Source organism: Pseudoalteromonas sp. Angola-30 (assembly GCF_028599215.1).
Classification (GTDB): Bacteria; Pseudomonadota; Gammaproteobacteria; order Enterobacterales; family Alteromonadaceae; genus Pseudoalteromonas; species Pseudoalteromonas atlantica.
Window position 1 is genome coordinate 1 of record NZ_JAQREI010000015.1, and the last position, 17,804, is coordinate 17,804.

General features: G+C 41.6%; 18 protein-coding genes and 4 tRNA genes. 7 read left to right on the forward strand and 15 right to left on the reverse strand.

All coding sequences use genetic code 11. The features are described 5' to 3' along the window. From PSH54_RS15905 to murB, 8 genes are all read right to left on the reverse strand, one after another. Positions 1-127, reverse strand: a 127-nt coding sequence (locus tag PSH54_RS15905) for a GTP-binding protein (RefSeq protein WP_033023824.1), incomplete at its 3' end; no start/stop codon positions are given. Positions 128-262: 135 nt separating this feature from the next. Then, positions 263-338, reverse strand: a tRNA-Thr gene (locus tag PSH54_RS15910). Between the two features lie 11 nt (positions 339-349). Beyond that, positions 350-424 (reverse strand) — tRNA-Gly (locus PSH54_RS15915). A 45-nt stretch (positions 425-469) separates the two neighbouring features. Next, positions 470-554, reverse strand: a tRNA-Tyr gene (locus PSH54_RS15920). Between the two features lie 40 nt (positions 555-594). Beyond that, positions 595-670, reverse strand: a tRNA-Thr gene (locus tag PSH54_RS15925). A gap of 111 nt (positions 671-781) precedes the next feature. Next, a complete protein-coding gene (locus PSH54_RS15930; protein ID WP_121638133.1) occupies positions 782-1,507 on the reverse strand; it encodes a type III pantothenate kinase in 726 nt (241 codons plus the stop codon). Further along, positions 1,504-2,496 (reverse strand): bifunctional biotin--[acetyl-CoA-carboxylase] ligase/biotin operon repressor BirA, encoded by a 993-nt coding sequence (gene birA / locus PSH54_RS15935; RefSeq protein ID WP_273606572.1) that lies wholly within the window; start codon positions 2,494-2,496, stop codon positions 1,504-1,506. Before birA ends, PSH54_RS15930 begins: the two co-directional genes overlap by 4 nt. Then, positions 2,496-3,503 carry a UDP-N-acetylmuramate dehydrogenase gene (gene murB, locus PSH54_RS15940; protein WP_273606573.1) on the reverse strand — a complete coding sequence of 336 codons (1,008 nt, stop codon included), beginning with the start codon at positions 3,501-3,503 and terminating at the stop codon, positions 2,496-2,498. Before murB ends, birA begins: the two co-directional genes overlap by 1 nt. 133 nt (positions 3,504-3,636) lie before the next feature. Here murB and PSH54_RS15945 point away from each other — a divergent pair, with 133 nt between their 5' ends. Then, entirely contained in the window at positions 3,637-5,481 is a 1,845-nt protein-coding gene (locus PSH54_RS15945; RefSeq protein ID WP_029774313.1) for a M1 family metallopeptidase, read from the forward strand. Between the two features lie 146 nt (positions 5,482-5,627). On the opposite strand, the gene PSH54_RS15950 is transcribed toward PSH54_RS15945, so the two are convergent. Further along, positions 5,628-6,239, reverse strand: a complete 612-nt coding sequence (locus tag PSH54_RS15950) for a DUF2057 domain-containing protein (RefSeq protein ID WP_273587904.1) — start codon at positions 6,237-6,239, stop codon at positions 5,628-5,630. Positions 6,240-6,327: 88 nt separating this feature from the next. On the opposite strand from PSH54_RS15950, the gene PSH54_RS15955 reads away from it, so the two are divergent. From PSH54_RS15955 to PSH54_RS15965, 3 genes are all read left to right on the forward strand, one after another. Continuing rightward, positions 6,328-6,699 (forward strand): histidine triad nucleotide-binding protein, encoded by a 372-nt coding sequence (locus PSH54_RS15955; protein ID WP_004587493.1) that lies wholly within the window; start codon positions 6,328-6,330, stop codon positions 6,697-6,699. A 219-nt stretch (positions 6,700-6,918) separates the two neighbouring features. Beyond that, positions 6,919-7,575 carry a helix-turn-helix transcriptional regulator gene (locus PSH54_RS15960; RefSeq protein ID WP_004587492.1) on the forward strand — a complete coding sequence of 219 codons (657 nt, stop codon included), beginning with the start codon at positions 6,919-6,921 and terminating at the stop codon, positions 7,573-7,575. Positions 7,576-7,691: 116 nt separating this feature from the next. After that, positions 7,692-9,848, forward strand: a complete 2,157-nt coding sequence (locus PSH54_RS15965; protein WP_273606574.1) for an ATP-binding protein — start codon at positions 7,692-7,694, stop codon at positions 9,846-9,848. 36 nt (positions 9,849-9,884) lie between these two features. Here PSH54_RS15965 and PSH54_RS15970 read toward each other — a convergent pair whose 3' ends face one another. The 5 genes from PSH54_RS15970 to PSH54_RS15990 all read right to left on the reverse strand — a co-directional run bounded on the left by PSH54_RS15970 (position 9,885) and on the right by PSH54_RS15990 (position 14,625). Next, on the reverse strand, positions 9,885-10,460 hold the full coding sequence (locus PSH54_RS15970) for a hypothetical protein (protein ID WP_096740309.1): 576 nt from the start codon (positions 10,458-10,460) through the stop codon (positions 9,885-9,887). Then, positions 10,460-11,125, reverse strand: a complete 666-nt coding sequence (locus PSH54_RS15975) for an AHH domain-containing protein (RefSeq protein WP_096740310.1) — start codon at positions 11,123-11,125, stop codon at positions 10,460-10,462. Before PSH54_RS15975 ends, PSH54_RS15970 begins: the two co-directional genes overlap by 1 nt. A gap of 103 nt (positions 11,126-11,228) precedes the next feature. Beyond that, a complete protein-coding gene (locus PSH54_RS15980) occupies positions 11,229-12,653 on the reverse strand; it encodes a mannose-1-phosphate guanylyltransferase/mannose-6-phosphate isomerase (protein WP_273606575.1) in 1,425 nt (474 codons plus the stop codon). Positions 12,654-12,721: 68 nt separating this feature from the next. Further along, the gene (locus tag PSH54_RS15985; protein ID WP_055255456.1) at positions 12,722-13,495 is read right to left on the reverse strand and encodes an amidohydrolase; all 774 of its coding nucleotides are present in this window, start codon (positions 13,493-13,495) and stop codon (positions 12,722-12,724) included. Next, positions 13,483-14,625, reverse strand: a complete 1,143-nt coding sequence (locus tag PSH54_RS15990) for a methionine aminotransferase (RefSeq protein ID WP_273606576.1) — start codon at positions 14,623-14,625, stop codon at positions 13,483-13,485. Before PSH54_RS15990 ends, PSH54_RS15985 begins: the two co-directional genes overlap by 13 nt. Before the next feature lie 212 nt (positions 14,626-14,837). Here PSH54_RS15990 and PSH54_RS15995 point away from each other — a divergent pair, with 212 nt between their 5' ends. From PSH54_RS15995 to PSH54_RS16005, 3 genes are read left to right on the forward strand one after another with little or no spacing between them, the layout of a single operon-like run. After that, positions 14,838-15,461 carry a methylthioribulose 1-phosphate dehydratase gene (locus PSH54_RS15995; RefSeq protein WP_273606577.1) on the forward strand — a complete coding sequence of 208 codons (624 nt, stop codon included), beginning with the start codon at positions 14,838-14,840 and terminating at the stop codon, positions 15,459-15,461. Further along, on the forward strand, positions 15,461-16,144 hold the full coding sequence (mtnC, locus tag PSH54_RS16000; protein WP_096042480.1) for an acireductone synthase: 684 nt from the start codon (positions 15,461-15,463) through the stop codon (positions 16,142-16,144). The genes PSH54_RS15995 and mtnC overlap by 1 nt, the downstream gene beginning before the upstream one ends. Beyond that, positions 16,141-16,683, forward strand: a complete 543-nt coding sequence (locus PSH54_RS16005) for a 1,2-dihydroxy-3-keto-5-methylthiopentene dioxygenase (RefSeq protein WP_029772882.1) — start codon at positions 16,141-16,143, stop codon at positions 16,681-16,683. The genes mtnC and PSH54_RS16005 overlap by 4 nt, the downstream gene beginning before the upstream one ends. A gap of 48 nt (positions 16,684-16,731) precedes the next feature. Here PSH54_RS16005 and mtnA read toward each other — a convergent pair whose 3' ends face one another. Beyond that, a complete protein-coding gene (gene mtnA / locus PSH54_RS16010) occupies positions 16,732-17,757 on the reverse strand; it encodes an S-methyl-5-thioribose-1-phosphate isomerase (RefSeq protein ID WP_273606578.1) in 1,026 nt (341 codons plus the stop codon). Positions 17,758-17,804: the final 47 nt, after the last annotated feature.

Consider the following 17,804-nt stretch of genomic DNA (forward strand, 5'->3'; position numbering starts at 1 on the left):
CACCGCCGTATACTTTTGCAAGTACGTTAGTGATTGCTGCAGTTAGTGTAGTTTTACCGTGGTCAACGTGGCCGATTGTACCAACGTTTACGTGCGGTTTTACGCGTTCAAACTTTTCTTTTGCCATGACGGAACCTATCAGTTTTGTGTATCTAGATTACATATGAAAATAATCCACCAGAGGTAGATTAATTTAATTTTTTCAAATTTCAAATAGTTTTTTCTGACAGATAAAGGAAGTATTCAAGGAGATTCATATGACTGGTGCTGATAGGCAGATTTGAACTGCCGACCTCACCCTTACCAAGGGTGCGCTCTACCAACTGAGCTATATCAGCAACACCATAATTGGAGCGGGCAGCGGGAATCGAACCCGCATCATCAGCTTGGAAGGCTGAGGTAATAGCCATTATACGATGCCCGCTTTAGGAACCTGTTCTTAAACTACCTCTAACCGTCAAGAATAAAGTGGTGGAGGGAGCTGGATTCGAACCAGCGAAGGCTGAGCCGTCAGATTTACAGTCTGATCCCTTTGGCCGCTCGGGAACCCCTCCACGATAATTCTTTACTAATTCACTTTCGGTAAAAGGAAAGTGGTGCCGACTAACCGAGTCGAACGGTTGACCTACTGATTACAAGTCAGTTGCTCTACCAGCTGAGCTAAGTCGGCACTGCTTTAGTACGGGGCGAGATATTAGAGTAAGGTTTATTATGATGCAACTATAAAATTAAAAAAAATGTAATTTTTTAGCTTAAATGCTCACAATTCATGCAAAAGTGCTTAATTTTGCTGTTTTTCGTCGTTTTTACTTAGCTCATGCCAATAATTTAATCCTTTCATAACCAATAAAGAATCAAAAATACTGCCACTTATTTGTTGCTGTAACAGCAAACCGTAACCACCGGCGCACAAAATTTGTGGTTTTTGTTCGCCTGTTACGTGTTTAAGTTGATATTTGGCCTGTTCAATAGCGCCTAATGTTGCCACCAGCGCGCCATTTTTTAATCCATTGGGTGTGTTTTTACCTAGCTCGTTTAAAAAGGGGGTATTGGCATCATCAAACACGCGTTGAGTATTTTGTGTTAATGAGCGAGTCATTAAGTCAAGGCCGGGCAATATCCAGCCTCCTAAGTGCTCGCCTTCGCCGCTCAGTACATCAATAGTGGTTGCAGTGCCAGCATCAACAATAATGCATGGTGTGTTAGGGTAAAGTGTAAAACCTGCCACCAGCGCAAGCCATCGATCAATACCTAAATTGCTAACCTGTTCATATGCGCAGCTTAAGCCACTGAGATTTTTACTAACATGCGCCTCAAAATACGGAATACTTTTTTTGGCGGCTAATGTGAGCGCGTCATTTAATAATTCACTGTTACCTACACAAGCATACACAACCTCAGTTATTGCTTGCCACGGCACGTCGCTCATAGAAACGGGCGTTGCTTGTTGCTCGCGCCATAAGGCCGCTTTTAATGACGTATTACCTACATCTATTAGCAGTTTCATAATTCGGCCTTTCTTAACGAGATTTCGCCGCCATAGTAACTTTTAACTTCGCCGTCTTGGCGAATACGTATTCCGCCGTGCTGATCAATACCCTCACAAATACCCCGCCAGCTTCTGTGCCCCGTATTTAGCTCTACGCATTCTCCTGCAAAGGCGTTTAGGGCGTTCCACTGTGCGTACATGCTGTTTAGCCCGTCTTGCTGGTAATCTGCCAAACGCTGCTCTAAATAAAAGGTAAGCGAAGCAACTAACTGGTTTTTATCAAGCGCGGTGGTGTGTTGGCTTAAATCTGTCCATGCTTGGTCAATGTGTTCGCTGGTGTTTTGCGGCATGTGTAGATTTATGCCAATACCAATGACTAGCTGACAAGGGCCTTGCGGTTGCCCATCTAGCTCAACTAATACTCCGGCTAGTTTTTGCTTATTTATGTATATATCGTTTGGCCATTTAAGTTCAATGTCTATATCGTAAAGTGCTTTTATAGCATCGTATACCGCAAGCCCTACTGCAATTGATACACCCATAGCAGCTTGCAGGCCATCATCTAAGCGCCAAAAATAACTGTAATATAAATTGGCGCCAAATGGAGATTGCCATACCCGCCCTCGCCTTCCGCGCCCGGCTTGCTGCATTTCGGCAACCACAACAGTGCCAGACTCAAGCGTGACTTTATTTTGAATACGGCGCATTAGCTCACTGTTGGTTGAATCTATAATAGGGTGTACTTCCACTTGGGCTGTATTGGCACCTAATGCATGGTAATGTTTGGTTATATCGGCTTGGTTTAGCAATCCCACCGCATTGTTTAAACTGTAACCTTTACCCGTCACTTTAAATATATCGAGCCCCATGCCTTGCAGTGTTTGAATATGTTTACTTACTGCAGCACGGCTTATACCCAGCTGCTCGCCAAGGACTTGGCCCGATACAAAGCCACCTTGGTTAAGTGCGTTTAATATAGCTAGTTTATTTCCATCTGGTGCTTTCATTACGCGTGCTCCGTAGTAATATGGCATTCACTATTTGTGTTTATAAGCCTTACTTCGTGCTCTAGCATTATGCCGTAACGTGTAAACACCGTATTTTGTATATGCGTGATCATAGTAATTAAATCGCTTCCTTTACTATCACCATGATTAACTAATACCAGCGCCTGCTGCTGATGCACCTCAATCCCTGCTACTGTAAAGCCCTTCAAGCCCGCTTGGTCAATTAGCCAACCTGCCGCCACTTTGTGATGGTTTTCCCCATAGGGGTAATGCGGTAAATCACCAAACCGCACAAGCAGCGCTTCTAAACGCGCATTGCTAATAATCGGATTTTTAAAAAAGCTACCCGCATTGGCTAAAGTGTATGGGTTTGGCAGCTTAGCGTTACGAATTTCAATAACCTGCTCAAATACCATTTTAGGGGTGGGATTTTGCAATACTTTGAGTGGGCCATAACTTAAAACTGGCTGCCACATTTTAGGGAGCGCCAAATTGACTTGAGTGATCACCGCTTTGTTTTTTAAAGCATGTTTAAAAATAGAGTCACGATAAGCAAACTCACACTGTGCGTTAGTTAAAGTCACCTTGGTTTTTGTGGCTATATCAATGTATTCAACCGACTCTACAAATTGAGCAAGCTCAACACCATAAGCACCAATATTTTGTACCGGCGACGCCCCAACAGTGCCCGGAATAAGCGCTAGGTTTTCAAGCCCTGCAATATTTTTATCAAGTAAATAGCTTACTAGCTTATGCCAGTTCTCGCCCGCAGCTGCACTCACTAATACATCATTTTCACGCTCGGTAATAGTAATGCCCTTAGTGGCCATTTTAATTACGGTGCCTGCGTAGTTTTCTAAAAATATTGTGTTGCTACCTTCCCCTAATAAACAAAACGGAGCACTAAAACGGTGTGCTTTAAGTTGCTCAACCGAGGTTATTTCAACAAAATGCTGGCATTGATTGTTTAGTGCAAAGGTATGTAAAGGTTTTAATGAATGCGCCACAAAGGTCTCTGAGTGTACTGGTAACTAATCGCAGTAGTTTACCTTATTGTCGCAAAGAATGTAAAAATCACTCAACCCGCTGTATCAATCATGATATAAAACCTGCACTTATTATTAGTGTTCAGGGTATTTTATGAAAATTAAACCTCTTTTTTTAAGCCTCGCTATGGCCGGTATGTGCTCGCAAGCAATGGCAAACGCGATTGATCAAAACTCATACGCCAACCTAGATGATGTGGTAACAACACACTTAAACCTTGATTTAGATGTCGATTTTGCCGACAAGCAATTAGAAGGTTTTGTTGAGCACACGCTAAAGTGGAACAATGACACGAGTAAAAAGCTGGTACTTGATACCCGCGACTTAGACATTGATAAAGTAATGTACCAAGACACCTCGGGCGATTGGCACAAAGCTAAATTTACACTGGCAGATCGCGATGATGTTAAAGGCTCAAAACTAACAATTACTTTAAAAAGCCAAGCGCCAAAAGTACGTATTTACTACAACAGCCGCCCAGAAGCATCTGGCCTGCAATGGCTAACACCAGAGCAAACTGCCAGCAAAACGCACCCGTTTATGTACAGCCAATCGCAGGCTATTCACGCTCGTAGCTGGTTACCAGTACAAGATACCCCTGCCATGCGCGTTACTTACTCTGCCCGTATTCATACACCAAAAGATATACGTGCCGTAATGAGCGCCGATAACAAAGACGCACTATACAAAGATGGCGACTACCACTTTGAGATGCCTCAAGCTATTTCGCCGTACTTAATTGCAATTGGTGCAGGTAATTTAGAATTTAAAGCCATGTCAAAACAAACTGGTATATTTGCCGAGCCTGAAATTTTAGACGCTTCGGTTGCCGAGTTTAACGACACCCAAGCCATGATCGACAAAACCAACGAAATGTATGGTGAGTATGCATGGGGCCGTTACGATTTATTAATGTTACCGCCTAGCTTTCCGTTTGGTGGTATGGAAAACCCGCGTCTTTCGTTTATTACCCCTACCGTAGTTGCTGGCGATAAAAGCTTAGTAAACCTTATTGCGCATGAGCTTGCACACTCTTGGTCTGGTAACTTAGTTACCAACGCTACGTGGGAAGATTTATGGTTAAACGAAGGTTTTACCTCTTACGTTGAAAACCGCATCATGGAAGAAGTATTTGGCCGCGACCGCGCCGTAATGGAGCAAGCTTTAGATGCAGCAGGCTTACGTGCTCAGCTTAAAACCATTGATGCACCCGATACGCGCCTTAATTTAAAACTTAATGGCCGCGATCCAGATGATGCATTTAGCTCAGTGCCATACACTAAAGGGCAGCTATTTTTAATCTACCTAGAAGAAAAATACGGCCGTGATAAGTTTGATGACTTTGTTAAGACCTACTTTAATGAGTTTGCATTTAAATCGCTGACCACTGCGCAATTTGTTACTTATTTAAAAGCTAACTTAATTGAAAAATATCCAGGCGTTGTAAGCATGGATAAAGTGAATGAGTGGATTTTTGAGCCAGGTTTACCAAGCGATGCGCCTAACCCCACATCGGATGCGTTTGATAAAGTAGATACAGCAAGCGCAGCATGGTTAAAAGGTGAAACAAGCGCAGCACAATTACCTACGGCTCAATGGACAGTGCACGAGTGGTTACACTTTTTAAATAACCTACCACGTGATTTAAGCTTAGATAAAATGAGCGAGCTTGATAAGCAATTTAACTTAACGCAATCAACCAATGCAGAGCGCGCGTTTGCATGGTTTATGCTAGCGGTAGGTAATGGTTACCAACCTATTTACCCAGCGCTTGATAAGCACTTATCAGGTATTGGCCGCCGTAAATTAATTGTGCCGTTATACAAAGCACTTATTAAAAATGGTAAGCGTGAGTGGGCACATGATGTATACATCAAAGCACGCCCAGGCTACCACCCGCTTGCACAAGGCACCATTGACGCTTTATTTGATAAATAGCCAACCTGTGCCACCCCAAAAGGTGTTTAGACCTTTAGGGTAAAACAGCAAAACTATTAAAAAAGGCCGATTTATCGGCCTTTTTTAATACTGTAACTAAGCTCAGCGCAGTTAGCGCTTAACATTATTAGCTTGAGATAAGTTTATTATTCAACGCCTTGGTTCGTTACCTTTTCTAAAAAGGCCTTTCGCTCAGCAAGCGTTGCTTGCTGCCACCAAAATTCTAGCATTTGCGGTGCACTTGGCATGCCTTTGCCATTAATAGGCGCAATAGGCTTAATAGGTTGGCTTGGACGCGTTGGACCCGCTGGCACCGTATTTTGTAAAGCAGGCTTTTGACTTGCAAGCTGTGTATTTGAAATAACACTAAGCGGCTGTGCCACAGACGCGCCCTTTGCTTTTAAACTTACCTGTGGTGCCTCAGCAAATATTTTCGCTGATACCGCGTTATCGGCACGATTAAACACCATGTCGTAGTCTTTGTTATCGTCAATAGTAATATCTACCCAAAACGGTTCAGACTCTATTACCTCATGGTCGTCAAAGCCTAGCTCGTATAAATCGGTGTATTTTAATTTTAATCGATAAGACCCAGGGGCAAGTTCAATGTCGTCAACGCGGCTAAATAGAGAGCTTTCAATCACTCTTTCGCCGACTTGTAAAGGCACTAACTCTTCAGGGAAGTGAATATTCCCGGCACTTACTGACATACTCATCAATAGTGCCGCAGCTGCAGTTATTAACATTGGTTTACGCATAAAAACTCCTTTATTTGTTTTGAGTTTGACACTGCAAACAAAATTTGTCATTAGTGACTTTAAATTCAACCCTTACACTGAAACGATTATGAGCACAGAAACAATATTTACAAAAATTATTAACCGCGAAATTCCTGCCGACATTATTTACGAAGACGACACCACCCTTGCATTTAAAGATATAAACCCGCAAGCCCCTTTTCATGTGTTAATTATTCCAAAAAAGGCAATTGCTACTATCAATGATATTAACAGCGAAAACTCACATTTAGTTGGAAATTTATACGAGGTTGCTGCTAAATTAGCCAAGCAATTTAACTTTAGTGACGATGGTTACAGAGTCGTAATGAACTGCAATAAACACGGCGGGCAAACCGTGTATCACATACATTTACATATGCTTGCAGGCAAAGAAATGGGCTGGCCTCCGTATCAAGAAGCTAAAAAATTAAAAATTTAATAATAAAAATTCACTGGAATTATTAGTATTTAGCTAGTTACAAATGTTATGGTTTATCATGTATATAAAGTGAAAAATAATTACTTATTTGCAACATTTTATGTTTAAATAATCGTAAAATCGTACTTGTTCACAAGGCGAAACCCGACTTTCTAATACAAAAGGTGTGGAAGTCGTGATAAACTTAACTAGTCAGCTTTATAAAAAGAGTATAAAAACATGAGCAGTTCAGCCTTTTTGTTATTAGATCAAGAGCCAATTAACACCATTGGCATTAACGTTTTAGAACCTTTGTTAAAAACGCAAGGCCTTGACGTAACCACGGGTACAAATATTTTAGATGTACCAGAAGGGACTCGATTACTGTTCATTGAAACATCAAGTAACGATGCATGGGGTAAACTAAAAGAACAGCTAGTTAACCTGCGCACCAAGTGCGATATCGTATTATTTAACCTAGACGAAAACCCAGAGCTCGCTAACCGCGCGCTGTTGAGCGGTATTCGTGGCGTGTTTTATACGACAGATAACGCTGATGTATTAATGAAAGGTATTCGCTTACTTTTAGAAGATCAGCTTTGGTACAGACGTGACATTATGTGTAATGCATTAAACCGCATGCTGCAGTTTAATAAAGACGCACTACACAAGCTGACCGAAGGCGATATAGAGCCAATTAAACTCACTAAACGAGAAAAAGCAATAATCTCGTTAATGAGTAAGGGTTCTAAAAACAAAGAAATTGCTGAAGATTTAAGCATCAGCCCGCACACAGTTAAAACACATTTATACAGCGCATTTAGAAAAACTAAATGTCGTAACCGTATTGAGCTACTATCTTGGGCTCAACAAAACATTCCAGACGAAATTCGTTAATCAATTTCGTAATTTAAAAACAGGCACTTATGGTGCCTGTTTTTGTTTATGCTGCATGCTTGTTAAATTAATCGCTTTTTATTACTCTATTTAAAGTACCCATTGCTGGAACCTCTATGCTCGACTCATTTACCCTCTTTTTTGCCAGCATTGCCGTTATTATTGTTATGACCCTTCTTAACTTTTTAACATGGCGTACCAACAAAAGTACCCCAGGTACTCTGCTTTATATTTTTTACCCGGTTTTATTACTAGGCGCAGTAATTGGCTTTACGCTGATTGGTAAAACGCACAACCTTATTGTGATTAGTATTGCCAGCAGTATGATGTTTGGCGCATCAATTGTGCACAGCTTGGCTATATGCCAATTTTTAGATTATCGGGGTATTGGCTTTAAGCTACTGTGCTCCTTTACCGCGTTTAGCGCAGTAATGTTGGGATATTATTCTTTTATTGACCCTTCTTTACGCGAGCGTATTTACGTCTCGGATGTACAGCACATTGCAGAAGCCGCTTTTTTGCTGTTTTTATTTATTAAATATGCTCGAAAGCCCTATCCTAACGGTACTATTGTTTATATTTTAATATTAACTTTAGTTGGCCTGAGCTTTATTAGCCGCTCACTATTTATGGTTAATATTGAACAACCCCTGCTATTGCAAAGCCCATGGTTTAGCAGCTTACTGTTTTTAAATGGCGTTATTGCACCTATGTTTTATGCCGCCGGTATGGCGCTTTTGTGTAATGAACGCAGAGAAAAAAATCTTAACAAGCTGGCCGACAAAGCCCAAAAAGATTTAGAAATTAGAGGCCTGTTTTTATCAACGATTAGCCATGAAATTCGCACCCCCCTTAATGGCATATTAGGCAGCGCCCAATTGGTTATGAACCAAAGCACCGACACCCGCAATAAAGCCTATTGTGAGGCCATCATTAATTCAGCCGAGTCATTAAATTTACTGGTTGATAAAGTGCTCGACTACGCAAGCCTAGATCAAAGTGATGAAGCACTTTACGAAGAAGACATTGAATTTAAAACCTGGTTAAACAATTTATGTTTATTGCTCAGCCCATTAGCGGAGCAAAAACAACTTAAGTTTGAACTGGTATGTAATATCCCTGAACAAGCCTGTTACTACTGCGATCAACAAAAATTAAGGCAAATTATTATTAACCTTGTAGGTAACGCCATTAAGTTTACCGACCACGGTATAGTAAAAATTCAGGTTGATTTAATAAGCGACAGGCAGCTTGAGCACACCATAAAAATTAGCGTTAAAGACTCAGGCCCTGGTATCGAAAAAGACGAAATAGCCTACTTAACCGAACCCTACGTACAAAGTAGCGCCGGCAAAGAAAAAGGCGGCACCGGCCTTGGGCTTGCCATCACCAGCCGCTTATTAGAAAAGCTAGGCAGCCGCTTAGAAATAACCAGTCAATTAGGCACTGGTAGCGTATTTAGCTTTACTATCACCTTTACGCTAGGGGAACTTAGTTTGGTAGAGCAGCGACATCAAAACAAAGACTACTTAACCGGCCTTGAAGTACTGCTAGTCGAAGATTTAGATTTAAATCAAAAAATTGCCATTGAATTTATGGCCGAAGATGAGCATAAAATAAAGCTCGCCAAAGATGGCAAAAGCGCTATTGAACTGCTGCAAACGCATCACTTTGACGTTATTTTACTGGATATGAACCTGCCAGACTTTACCGGCCAAGAAGTATTAAAACGACTGCAGCGTTTGGAGCATAAAAACCAGCGCACGCCCGTACTGGCTTTTACAGCAAGCTTAAGCCCTGATGAGGTAAAAGAATACTTAGCTCTGGGAATAAAAGACATAGTAGGCAAACCAATTAAGCAGCAAAAGCTTCGCCAAGCACTGAGTGATTCACAATCCAATCAAACTGCAAATATAGCTGTAGAGCTAGTAGACACCTTATACGACGAAACCGCAGCAGAAACGCTAACTAGCTCATTTAGTGAGGATGAAGTGTCGTCGATTTACAATGAATTTGTACTCTCAGCACGGACTAAACTAACCCGATGCCAAGAACTTATTGACCAGCAACCAGAGCAGTGCATTAAATTATTGCACCGCCAAGCAAGCACCGCGTTGCAATTAGGCTTTAACCGTTATGGTATTGAGCTTAAAAAAATAGAGCGCCGCCTGCTTGATAACAAACCCCATAATAACCTGCTAGATGAGGCGTTAGAGCTATGGCAGCGCAGCCTAGAACAATACTTAAAGTACGTGCGCGGGCAGTTGGGTTAGCATTGAAAAGCATATACCTTGGATGCTTTAGTTTATTTATTCAAACCTGGCAACTTCTTCAAAGCTTAGCCCAGTAAAGCCGTGCGCTTGCAAAGCACAAAATAGATTTAGAGAAATGTCTCTATCACTTACACGAGAGTCAAGAACATAAGTACCTTCAAATCGATCCTCTGGAATTTTAAATATACAACTATGCTTTGGTAGTTTTTCTTTTTTGAATACCGCTTTTTGTAATCCAATATTTAAACCTGGTAGCATAAAAGTACTCATTTCAACATCCAAAAATCCCCTTATTGTTCTAGTGACATTATAAAAGTACCAGTTTTCATCACCTACATAGAAAGGTAGTAACTCTCCCGAATCTTCAAAAATATCTGCCAGTTCATTTGCTACGTGCTCTTTTATAGCAAGGCCTTGTAAATTTATTGCTGTAATATCACCTATAGGTGTCTTTTTTTCTTGATTGTAATGCGCACTAAAATTTATTAATGTTGACTCTTTTGATGAACCATCAGGCTTCCATAGGTCAGGCTCACATAAAGATTCGCTATCAGGAAATATGACTCTGTAATGGTTAACGTTTGGCGTGATTTTATAAATAACTTTACTCATTAGTACCCATAAACTCCATTTTGTAGCGATATAGCAATTGATTGTAAAATCGCTGCACATTCACTACGTGTGTTTGCTAACGATAGTTGATTAGTAATATTTAGATAATATAACTCTGTATGAATTTTTGCATGATTAGAAGCGTCAGGCATAGCTGGGTGAGGAACGTAGTTTTCGTTCTTTGGCAAAAAGACTCCATTACTTGGATCATCTATTCGAATTTTAAATTTAGCAAGTATCTTTCTAGCAGCTCGCGCCAGCTCATGAGTACCAGATACAATCGCATGGGTAGCCGTATTTGGTGGCTTTTTACCAGCTCCTGTTGCAGACATATATCTTGCCATTCTTTGCGGCCGGTGTTTTTCTTTCAAAAGAGCTTCTGTTGTTGTTCTATTTGCCATCTCTGCATAACGAGAATATGCTAATAAACCAAACTTAACACTCCGAGTAGCTATCTTATTATAAAGGCGAGCAGCATGTTGAGCAATTTCAGCTTCAGTAAGTTTACGTTCGGTCTCTTTTAAAGTTTTCTCCAACTCGTTTGAAATAAGTGTTTCTGAGTCTCTAAACTTATAAATAACACCTGATTCTCTTATACTTTGGCGTAACCCTTGAAGGAGTTCACCAGGTTCTACTTGAACAGCTGTAATCAAAGATTTATCCATGTAACGTCCCTATAATTTTAACTGACAACATAGTATTTTAAATAACTTTTTATTTCAATCAACAACCTCGCTACTTAAGTTTATCACTAGAAAACCACTTTATTTAAATACCTAACCTTCCATACTTATCATCAAAACGCTCTATGTCACTTTCATCTAGTACGGTGCCAGTTTGTACTTCAATGACAATTAGCGGCTCTTTTTGATTGTTCGCTAAGCTGTGTATTTGTTTTGCTGCAATGTAGCAAGATTGGTCGTGGCTAAGTGTTAATGCTTGCTTATCAATACGTACATCTGCAATCCCCGATACCACCACCCAATGTTCTGCACGATACTGATGGCGCTGCGTTGAAAGTTTAGCACCGCTATTAACAGTTATTTTTTTAACTTTAAAACCTGCCCCTGTTACTAAAGTGCGGTAATTGCCCCATGGCCGATACACAACCTGATGGTGATTGAGTTTATCACTTTGGCTAACCGCTAATTGCTTGAGCAATAAAGGCAGACCATCGAGCTTGTTTTTATTGGCAACGAGAGTGGCATCGTGGGTATGAATAATAGCTAAGTCGCTAACCCCAAGGGTAGCAACGCTGTGATCGTTTTCGCTTATAACAAAATTATTCGTACTATTTTGCGCGGTATGGCTGTCGTATTCATTATTGCCATGTGCATCTTTTTTAATAAGGCTAGCCAAGGCACTAAAGCTGCCTACATCACTCCAATTAAGAGCAACAGGCAATACTGCTACATTATTACTGCGCTCTAAAATGGCGTAATCGATAGAGTCACTTGGGCAGGTTTTAAGTGGCTCACTTACCGGCCTTGTAAACCCTAAATCGTCAGAGAAATTAGCCGCCTCACTTACACTGTGTGCAATTTTTGGGGCAAAGCGTTCTAGTTCATTTAAATAGGCTTGCGGCGTAAATAAAAACATGCCGCTATTCCAGCTATAACCGCCTTGAGTTAAATAATGCTCAGCGTTAGCCAAGCTTGGCTTCTCTTTAAACTCAGCCACTTTATAGCAATTTGAGCCTGCTATTTTACTACCTTGCTTAATGTAGCCAAACCCAGTGTGGGGCTGTGTTGGTGTAATTGAAAACGTGACCAACATACCTTGCTGGGCTAATTCAATTGCATCGTTTAATTTAAGTGTGAGCTCAGTAAAGTTGGATATATGATGATCGGCAGGCATCACCAGTATTGGCCCTGTTATGCCTTGCTGTAAAGCGTAGTGTGCTGCCAGCGCAATGGCCGGCGCGGTATTTTTACCCTGCGGCTCTAACAAAAGTGCATGAGGAGGGGCCTGTGCACTTTGCTCAGCAGCAATAAAGCGGTGCTGCTCGTTACAAACAAGTATTGGCTTTGCAAACTCCTTGCCCGACACACGCGCTAACGTGCTTTGTAATAGTGAGTGTTTGTTATCAAGCAGAGGTAAAAATTGCTTAGGCATAGCTTGGCGAGAAAGCGGCCATAACCGTGTGCCAATGCCGCCCGCTAAAATTACCGGTGTAATAAGGGTTGTATTCATAAAGCCGCCAATAAACATATCAGCGGCTATTTTAGCACTTTATTGGCTAGGCGCTAATGCTTAGCGATTTATACCAAGGTAAACGCGTCGGCATCTAAATAAGCAGGAAACGAGGCTTTAAAATCATCGAGCGGTGCTTTTTCAAGTGTTACGGTAAGTAACTCTTGTGTATTGTCTTTTGCTTTGGCGATTGTATCGCCTTTAAAGTCGTATACAGCCGTGCCGCCATTGTGCGCAACACCATTGCCATCGTCGCCAACACGGTTAACAGCTACTACATAACATAGATTTTCCATAGCACGCGCCATTAATAGCGTATCCCAAATATGGCGGCGAACCGCAGGCCAGTTTGCAACGTTTATCATTACGTCGTAATCATTATTGTTGCGCTGAAAAACCGGAAAGCGCAAGTCGTAACATACTTGCGGCAGTAACTTAAAACCGTTAATTTCAAACGTTTTACGTGCTTGCCCTGCGACAACGTAATCGCCCTCACTGCCTAAGCGAAATAAATGACGTTTATCGTAATAATTTACCTCGCCACTTGGGGTCACCCAATAAAAGCGATTCGCTTTTTTATCGCCTTGAGCAACCAAAACCGAACCTGCAATAACGGCTTTATGTTTATGTGCTTGGGTTTTTAGCCAGCTCAGCACTTTGCCATTTTCGGGCTCTGCGCAATCAAGATTAATAGCAAAGCCTGTGGCGAAGGTTTCGGGTAGTAAAATTAAATCAGGTTGAGCGCTCATCGCTGCTAATTTTTTATCAAACATGGCTAAATTGGCGTCTTTATCAAGCCAATGCAGCGCACTTTGAACGAGTGTAAGCGTTAAAGTTGACATAATATTTGCGCGGCCTCTATTAAGGTTTCATCGTTTTTAGCAAAACACAGTCGAATCACTTTATCATTTGAAGATTGCTTATAAAACACACTTAAAGGAATAGCAGCAACCCCAGCTTGCTCTACCAACCAGTGGCAAAAATCTACATCATTAAGATCAGACACTTCACTGTAATCGAGCAATAAAAAGTACGTACCTTGGCTTGGTAAAATATTAAAACGGCTATCACTTAAGTGCTGTGCCAGTAAATCGCGCTTTTGCTGATAAAAATTACTCAGCTCATCGACATGCTCGCCTTGTTGTTCAAGCATGTCGGCCAATGCGTGTTGTGCAGGTGTAAAACTTGAAAAAGTAACATACTGGTGTATTTTTCTAAATTCAATAGCAAGCGGTGCAGGCGCAATACAGTACCCCATTTTCCAGCCGGTACTGTGAAACGTTTTGCCAAAGCTTGATATAACAAAGCTTTTTTCACGTAGTTGCTCATCACAAAGCATGCTTAAGTGCTTATCGCCATCAAAGGTAATGTGTTCGTAAACTTCATCACTTATTACATATAAATCGTGATCGTTCACTAACGATTTAAGCGCGTTTATATCATGGCTTTTAAGTATTTTTCCGCTTGGATTATGTGGCGTATTAATAATTATAGCGCGCGTGCTTTTGCTCACTGCACTGCGAACAGCTTGCCAATCAATAGCATAATCGGGGGCATGCAATGCAATATGAACTGTTTTACCGCCAGCAAGCTCAATGGCAGGCTGGTAAGAGTCATAAGCGGGGTCAAACACAATGACTTCATCATCGGGGCGTACTATAGTTTGAATAGCCACAAATAATGCTTCGGTGGCGCCCGACGTTACCGTAACTTGCTCAGCTGCATCAATATTAGCCGCGTATTTACGCGAAACTAAATTTGCTATTTGTTGCTGTAAACGGGGCACACCACTGGATGGCGAATATTGATTAACCCCTTGCTGAACATAAAAATTTAGCTGGTTTTTCAGTAGTTCTGGCGCATCAAACTCAGGAAAACCCTGCGATAAATTTATTGCCGAATGCTGACTTGCCAAGCCACTCATTTGGCTAAATATACTAACACTTAAATTTGGTAATTTACTTTCAAACACGACAGGCCCTTAATGATGGTTTTGCGCTTAAAGCGATGCTATCATTGCTTAAAACAGAAGTATAGCCGTCTAAAATTAAATAGCTTTATATCAATTTGCTTAATTAACTGAGCTATTTTGAGGTAGCAAAAACGCAGCTCGCGTTTGGTTTAGCGCCTCAAATGCATTAAGTATTATTACGCATTGGTATTACACTCATTGGTGAGGAATGTATGCACAACAATACCGCTATTTCGCAACTTATTGAAGCCGGAAAATGGATCAGTCAAAAAGGCTGGGTCCCCGCCACCGGCGGAAATTTTTCGGCGCGCACCGCAACAGGGTATGTGGTTACCGCTAGCGGCTTTGATAAAGGTCAACTCGGTACACACACATTCATTGAGCTTGATCATCAAGGTAATCGCACTAAAGGTGCTGGCAACCCATCGGCCGAAACGCAACTGCACCTAGGCATGTATAAGCTTATTCCGCACGCAAACGTGGTGCTGCATACTCACTCAGTAGCAGCCACCGTACTATCGCGTGTAATTAAAAGCCATGCATTAAATTTAAGCGGTTACGAAATGCAAAAGTCACTCAGTGGGGTAACTTCGCATTTAGATACGCTCAGCATTCCTATTTTTGAAAACGACCAAGACATAGACCGCTTAAGCTTGCTGCTTAGCGATCACCACTTACATACACCCATTGAACATGCAGTGTTAATTCGTGGGCATGGCGTTTATGTAGTAGGGCGTAATTACAAGCAAGCACTTCGCCATTTAGAAGGGTTAGAGTTTTTATTTAGTTGCGAGCTGGAACGGTTAAAAATAGAAGGTATTGGGGCACAGCAATAATGATAAAAGCAATTTTAACTGATATTGAAGGCACCATAACACGTATCTCATTTGTAAAAGAGGTGCTGTTTCCGTATGCAGCTAAACAACTAGCAACGTTTATGCGCTTAAACGAAAATAAACCCCATGTCGCTGAGCAAATAGCGGCTGTTAAAGCCATTATTAATGAGCCAGATGCCGATATAGAAAATGTCATTAGCGTGTTACTAAAGTGGATTGAAGAAGATAAAAAAATTACCCCTTTGAAGCAAATACAAGGGCTAATTTGGCAAACGGGCTACGAGCACGGTGATTTTAAAGGCCACCTATACGCAGATGCGTTTGAGTTTTTACAAGCTCAGCACGCTCAAGGCACCGCACTCTATGTGTATTCATCAGGCTCGGTAAGGGCGCAGCAGTTACTCTTTAAATACAGTGACTATGGCGATATACGCCCCCTGTTTAATGATTTTTTTGATACCAAAGTCGGCGCAAAGCAAGAGCAAGCAGCCTATAACACTATAGTTAACCAGCTCCCTTTTAGTGCTAACGAAATCTTGTTTTTAAGTGATGTGGCAGGTGAGCTTGATGCAGCCAAAGCCGCAGGGCTTAACACCTTGCACTTAATACGTGATGGCCAAGCACATAGCGCGCACCCATACGTACATGACTTTAGCACAGTTAAATTGGAGCAATTTGCATGAGCCAATTAACAATTTATGCTAACAACAATCCAAGTAATGCGCTGGTAAACACCTGTGATTTAAGCGAAATTACTCAGCAATTAGCAAAGGTAAATGTACGTTTTGAACAATGGCAAGCAACTGCACCCATTAATGAGCACACCACAAATGAGCAAATTATCGCAGCATATAAAAATGATATAGCGCGCTTAAAAGCGCAAAATGGCTACCAAACGGTGGATGTTATTTCGCTTGCAAAAGGTAATCCTGCAGCGGCACAAATGCGAGAAAAGTTTTTATTTGAGCACACTCATAGTGAAGACGAAGTTCGCTTTTTTGTAAAAGGCCAAGGGTTATTTTGCCTACATATTGATGCCAAAATTTACCAAGTATTATGCCAGCAAGGTGACTTAATTTCGGTCCCAACTCTTACACCACATTGGTTTGATATGGGGAGCGACCCAGAGTTTACCGCCATTCGATTATTTAATAATACCGAGGGCTGGGTTGCAAAAAGCACCGAGTCTGAAATTGCGAAGCAGTTTCCGTTGCTCGCATAGCAAAAGTAATACGCTCCACAAAGGGATAAGTGGGGCGCTGTTTAAAAACTACTTAAGCGCTGTTAACGCCCCACTCTCTACATCACTTTTATTGTAAACACCGGTATCTAACACCCAAGCTGTTATTAGTTTTGCAGGTGTTACATCAAATGCGGGATTATACACATTGGCATCAGTGGGTGCCCACAGCGCCTCACCAAAACTGCCACTTACGCCGCGTACCTCTGCGCTATTTCGCTGCTCTATTGCTATATCGCTACCGCAAGCTGTTTGTGTATCAAGCGTAGTTAAAGGCGCGACAACATAAAAAGGAATATCATGAAAATGCGCCAATACAGCTAAATTATAAGTTCCCACTTTATTAGCAAAGTCGCCATTAGCAGCAATACGATCGGCGCCTACCACTATTTTATCTACCTTGCCTGCGGCCATTAAGCTTGCTGCCATATTATCGCAAATAAGCGTATACGGTACTTGCCAGTGCTCAAGTTCGAACGCGGTTAAACGCCCGCCTTGCAACAAGGGCCGCGTTTCATCAACCCACACATGTATATTGCCGTGTTGTTGCTGCGCTTTGTAAATAACGCCTAATGCTGTACCAATACCAGCAGTCGCTAATGCGCCGGTATTACAATGGGTTAAAATATTGTCGCCGCTGTTTATAAGCTCAGCTCCGCGCGTTGCCATGCGCTCACATAGGGCAATGTCTTCAATAAAAAGGCGCTCTGCGCTGCACACCACTGCTGCTACAAAGTCATCGCTTTTAAGGGCCTCTCTTAATGTAGCCATGCAATGCATTAAATTAACAGCGGTTGGCCTTGTGGCTTCAAGCTCATCAATTGCTTTTGCAAGCGCCGCTTGAGTTCCCCCCTGCTGCGCTAAATGAGCAACCAGCAAACTCGCACCTAAGCCTATTAATGGTGCGCCACGAATTTTTAAACTGATGATCAGCTCCTTCATCGTCTCAACACTATGGCATTCGTGCCATACCTGCTGATGAGGAAGTAAATACTGGTCAAGCACACTTAATGTGCCGTTTTCATATTTTAAACTGCTTGCGATTAGGTTTTGCATGATGAGGCTGCTTAAATAAAATGCGTAAGGGTATTTTACATCAGTTT

What these genes read in the sequence shown, in the direction of transcription:
- PSH54_RS15930 (WP_121638133.1), bottom strand. Translation starts at nt 1,507, where the DNA reads ATGAAACTGCTAATAGATGTAGGTAATACGTCATTAAAAGCGGCCTTA.
- birA (WP_273606572.1), bottom strand. Translation starts at nt 2,496, where the DNA reads ATGAAAGCACCAGATGGAAATAAACTAGCTATATTAAACGCACTTAAC.
- PSH54_RS15945 (WP_029774313.1), top strand. Translation starts at nt 3,637, where the DNA reads ATGAAAATTAAACCTCTTTTTTTAAGCCTCGCTATGGCCGGTATGTGC.
- PSH54_RS15950 (WP_273587904.1), bottom strand. Translation starts at nt 6,239, where the DNA reads ATGCGTAAACCAATGTTAATAACTGCAGCTGCGGCACTATTGATGAGT.
- PSH54_RS15955 (WP_004587493.1), top strand. Translation starts at nt 6,328, where the DNA reads ATGAGCACAGAAACAATATTTACAAAAATTATTAACCGCGAAATTCCT.
- PSH54_RS15960 (WP_004587492.1), top strand. Translation starts at nt 6,919, where the DNA reads ATGAGCAGTTCAGCCTTTTTGTTATTAGATCAAGAGCCAATTAACACC.
- PSH54_RS15965 (WP_273606574.1), top strand. Translation starts at nt 7,692, where the DNA reads ATGCTCGACTCATTTACCCTCTTTTTTGCCAGCATTGCCGTTATTATT.
- PSH54_RS15970 (WP_096740309.1), bottom strand. Translation starts at nt 10,460, where the DNA reads ATGAGTAAAGTTATTTATAAAATCACGCCAAACGTTAACCATTACAGA.
- PSH54_RS15975 (WP_096740310.1), bottom strand. Translation starts at nt 11,125, where the DNA reads ATGGATAAATCTTTGATTACAGCTGTTCAAGTAGAACCTGGTGAACTC.
- PSH54_RS15980 (WP_273606575.1), bottom strand. Translation starts at nt 12,653, where the DNA reads ATGAATACAACCCTTATTACACCGGTAATTTTAGCGGGCGGCATTGGC.
- PSH54_RS15985 (WP_055255456.1), bottom strand. Translation starts at nt 13,495, where the DNA reads ATGTCAACTTTAACGCTTACACTCGTTCAAAGTGCGCTGCATTGGCTT.
- PSH54_RS15995 (WP_273606577.1), top strand. Translation starts at nt 14,838, where the DNA reads ATGCACAACAATACCGCTATTTCGCAACTTATTGAAGCCGGAAAATGG.
- mtnC (WP_096042480.1), top strand. Translation starts at nt 15,461, where the DNA reads ATGATAAAAGCAATTTTAACTGATATTGAAGGCACCATAACACGTATC.
- PSH54_RS16005 (WP_029772882.1), top strand. Translation starts at nt 16,141, where the DNA reads ATGAGCCAATTAACAATTTATGCTAACAACAATCCAAGTAATGCGCTG.
- mtnA (WP_273606578.1), bottom strand. Translation starts at nt 17,757, where the DNA reads ATGCAAAACCTAATCGCAAGCAGTTTAAAATATGAAAACGGCACATTA.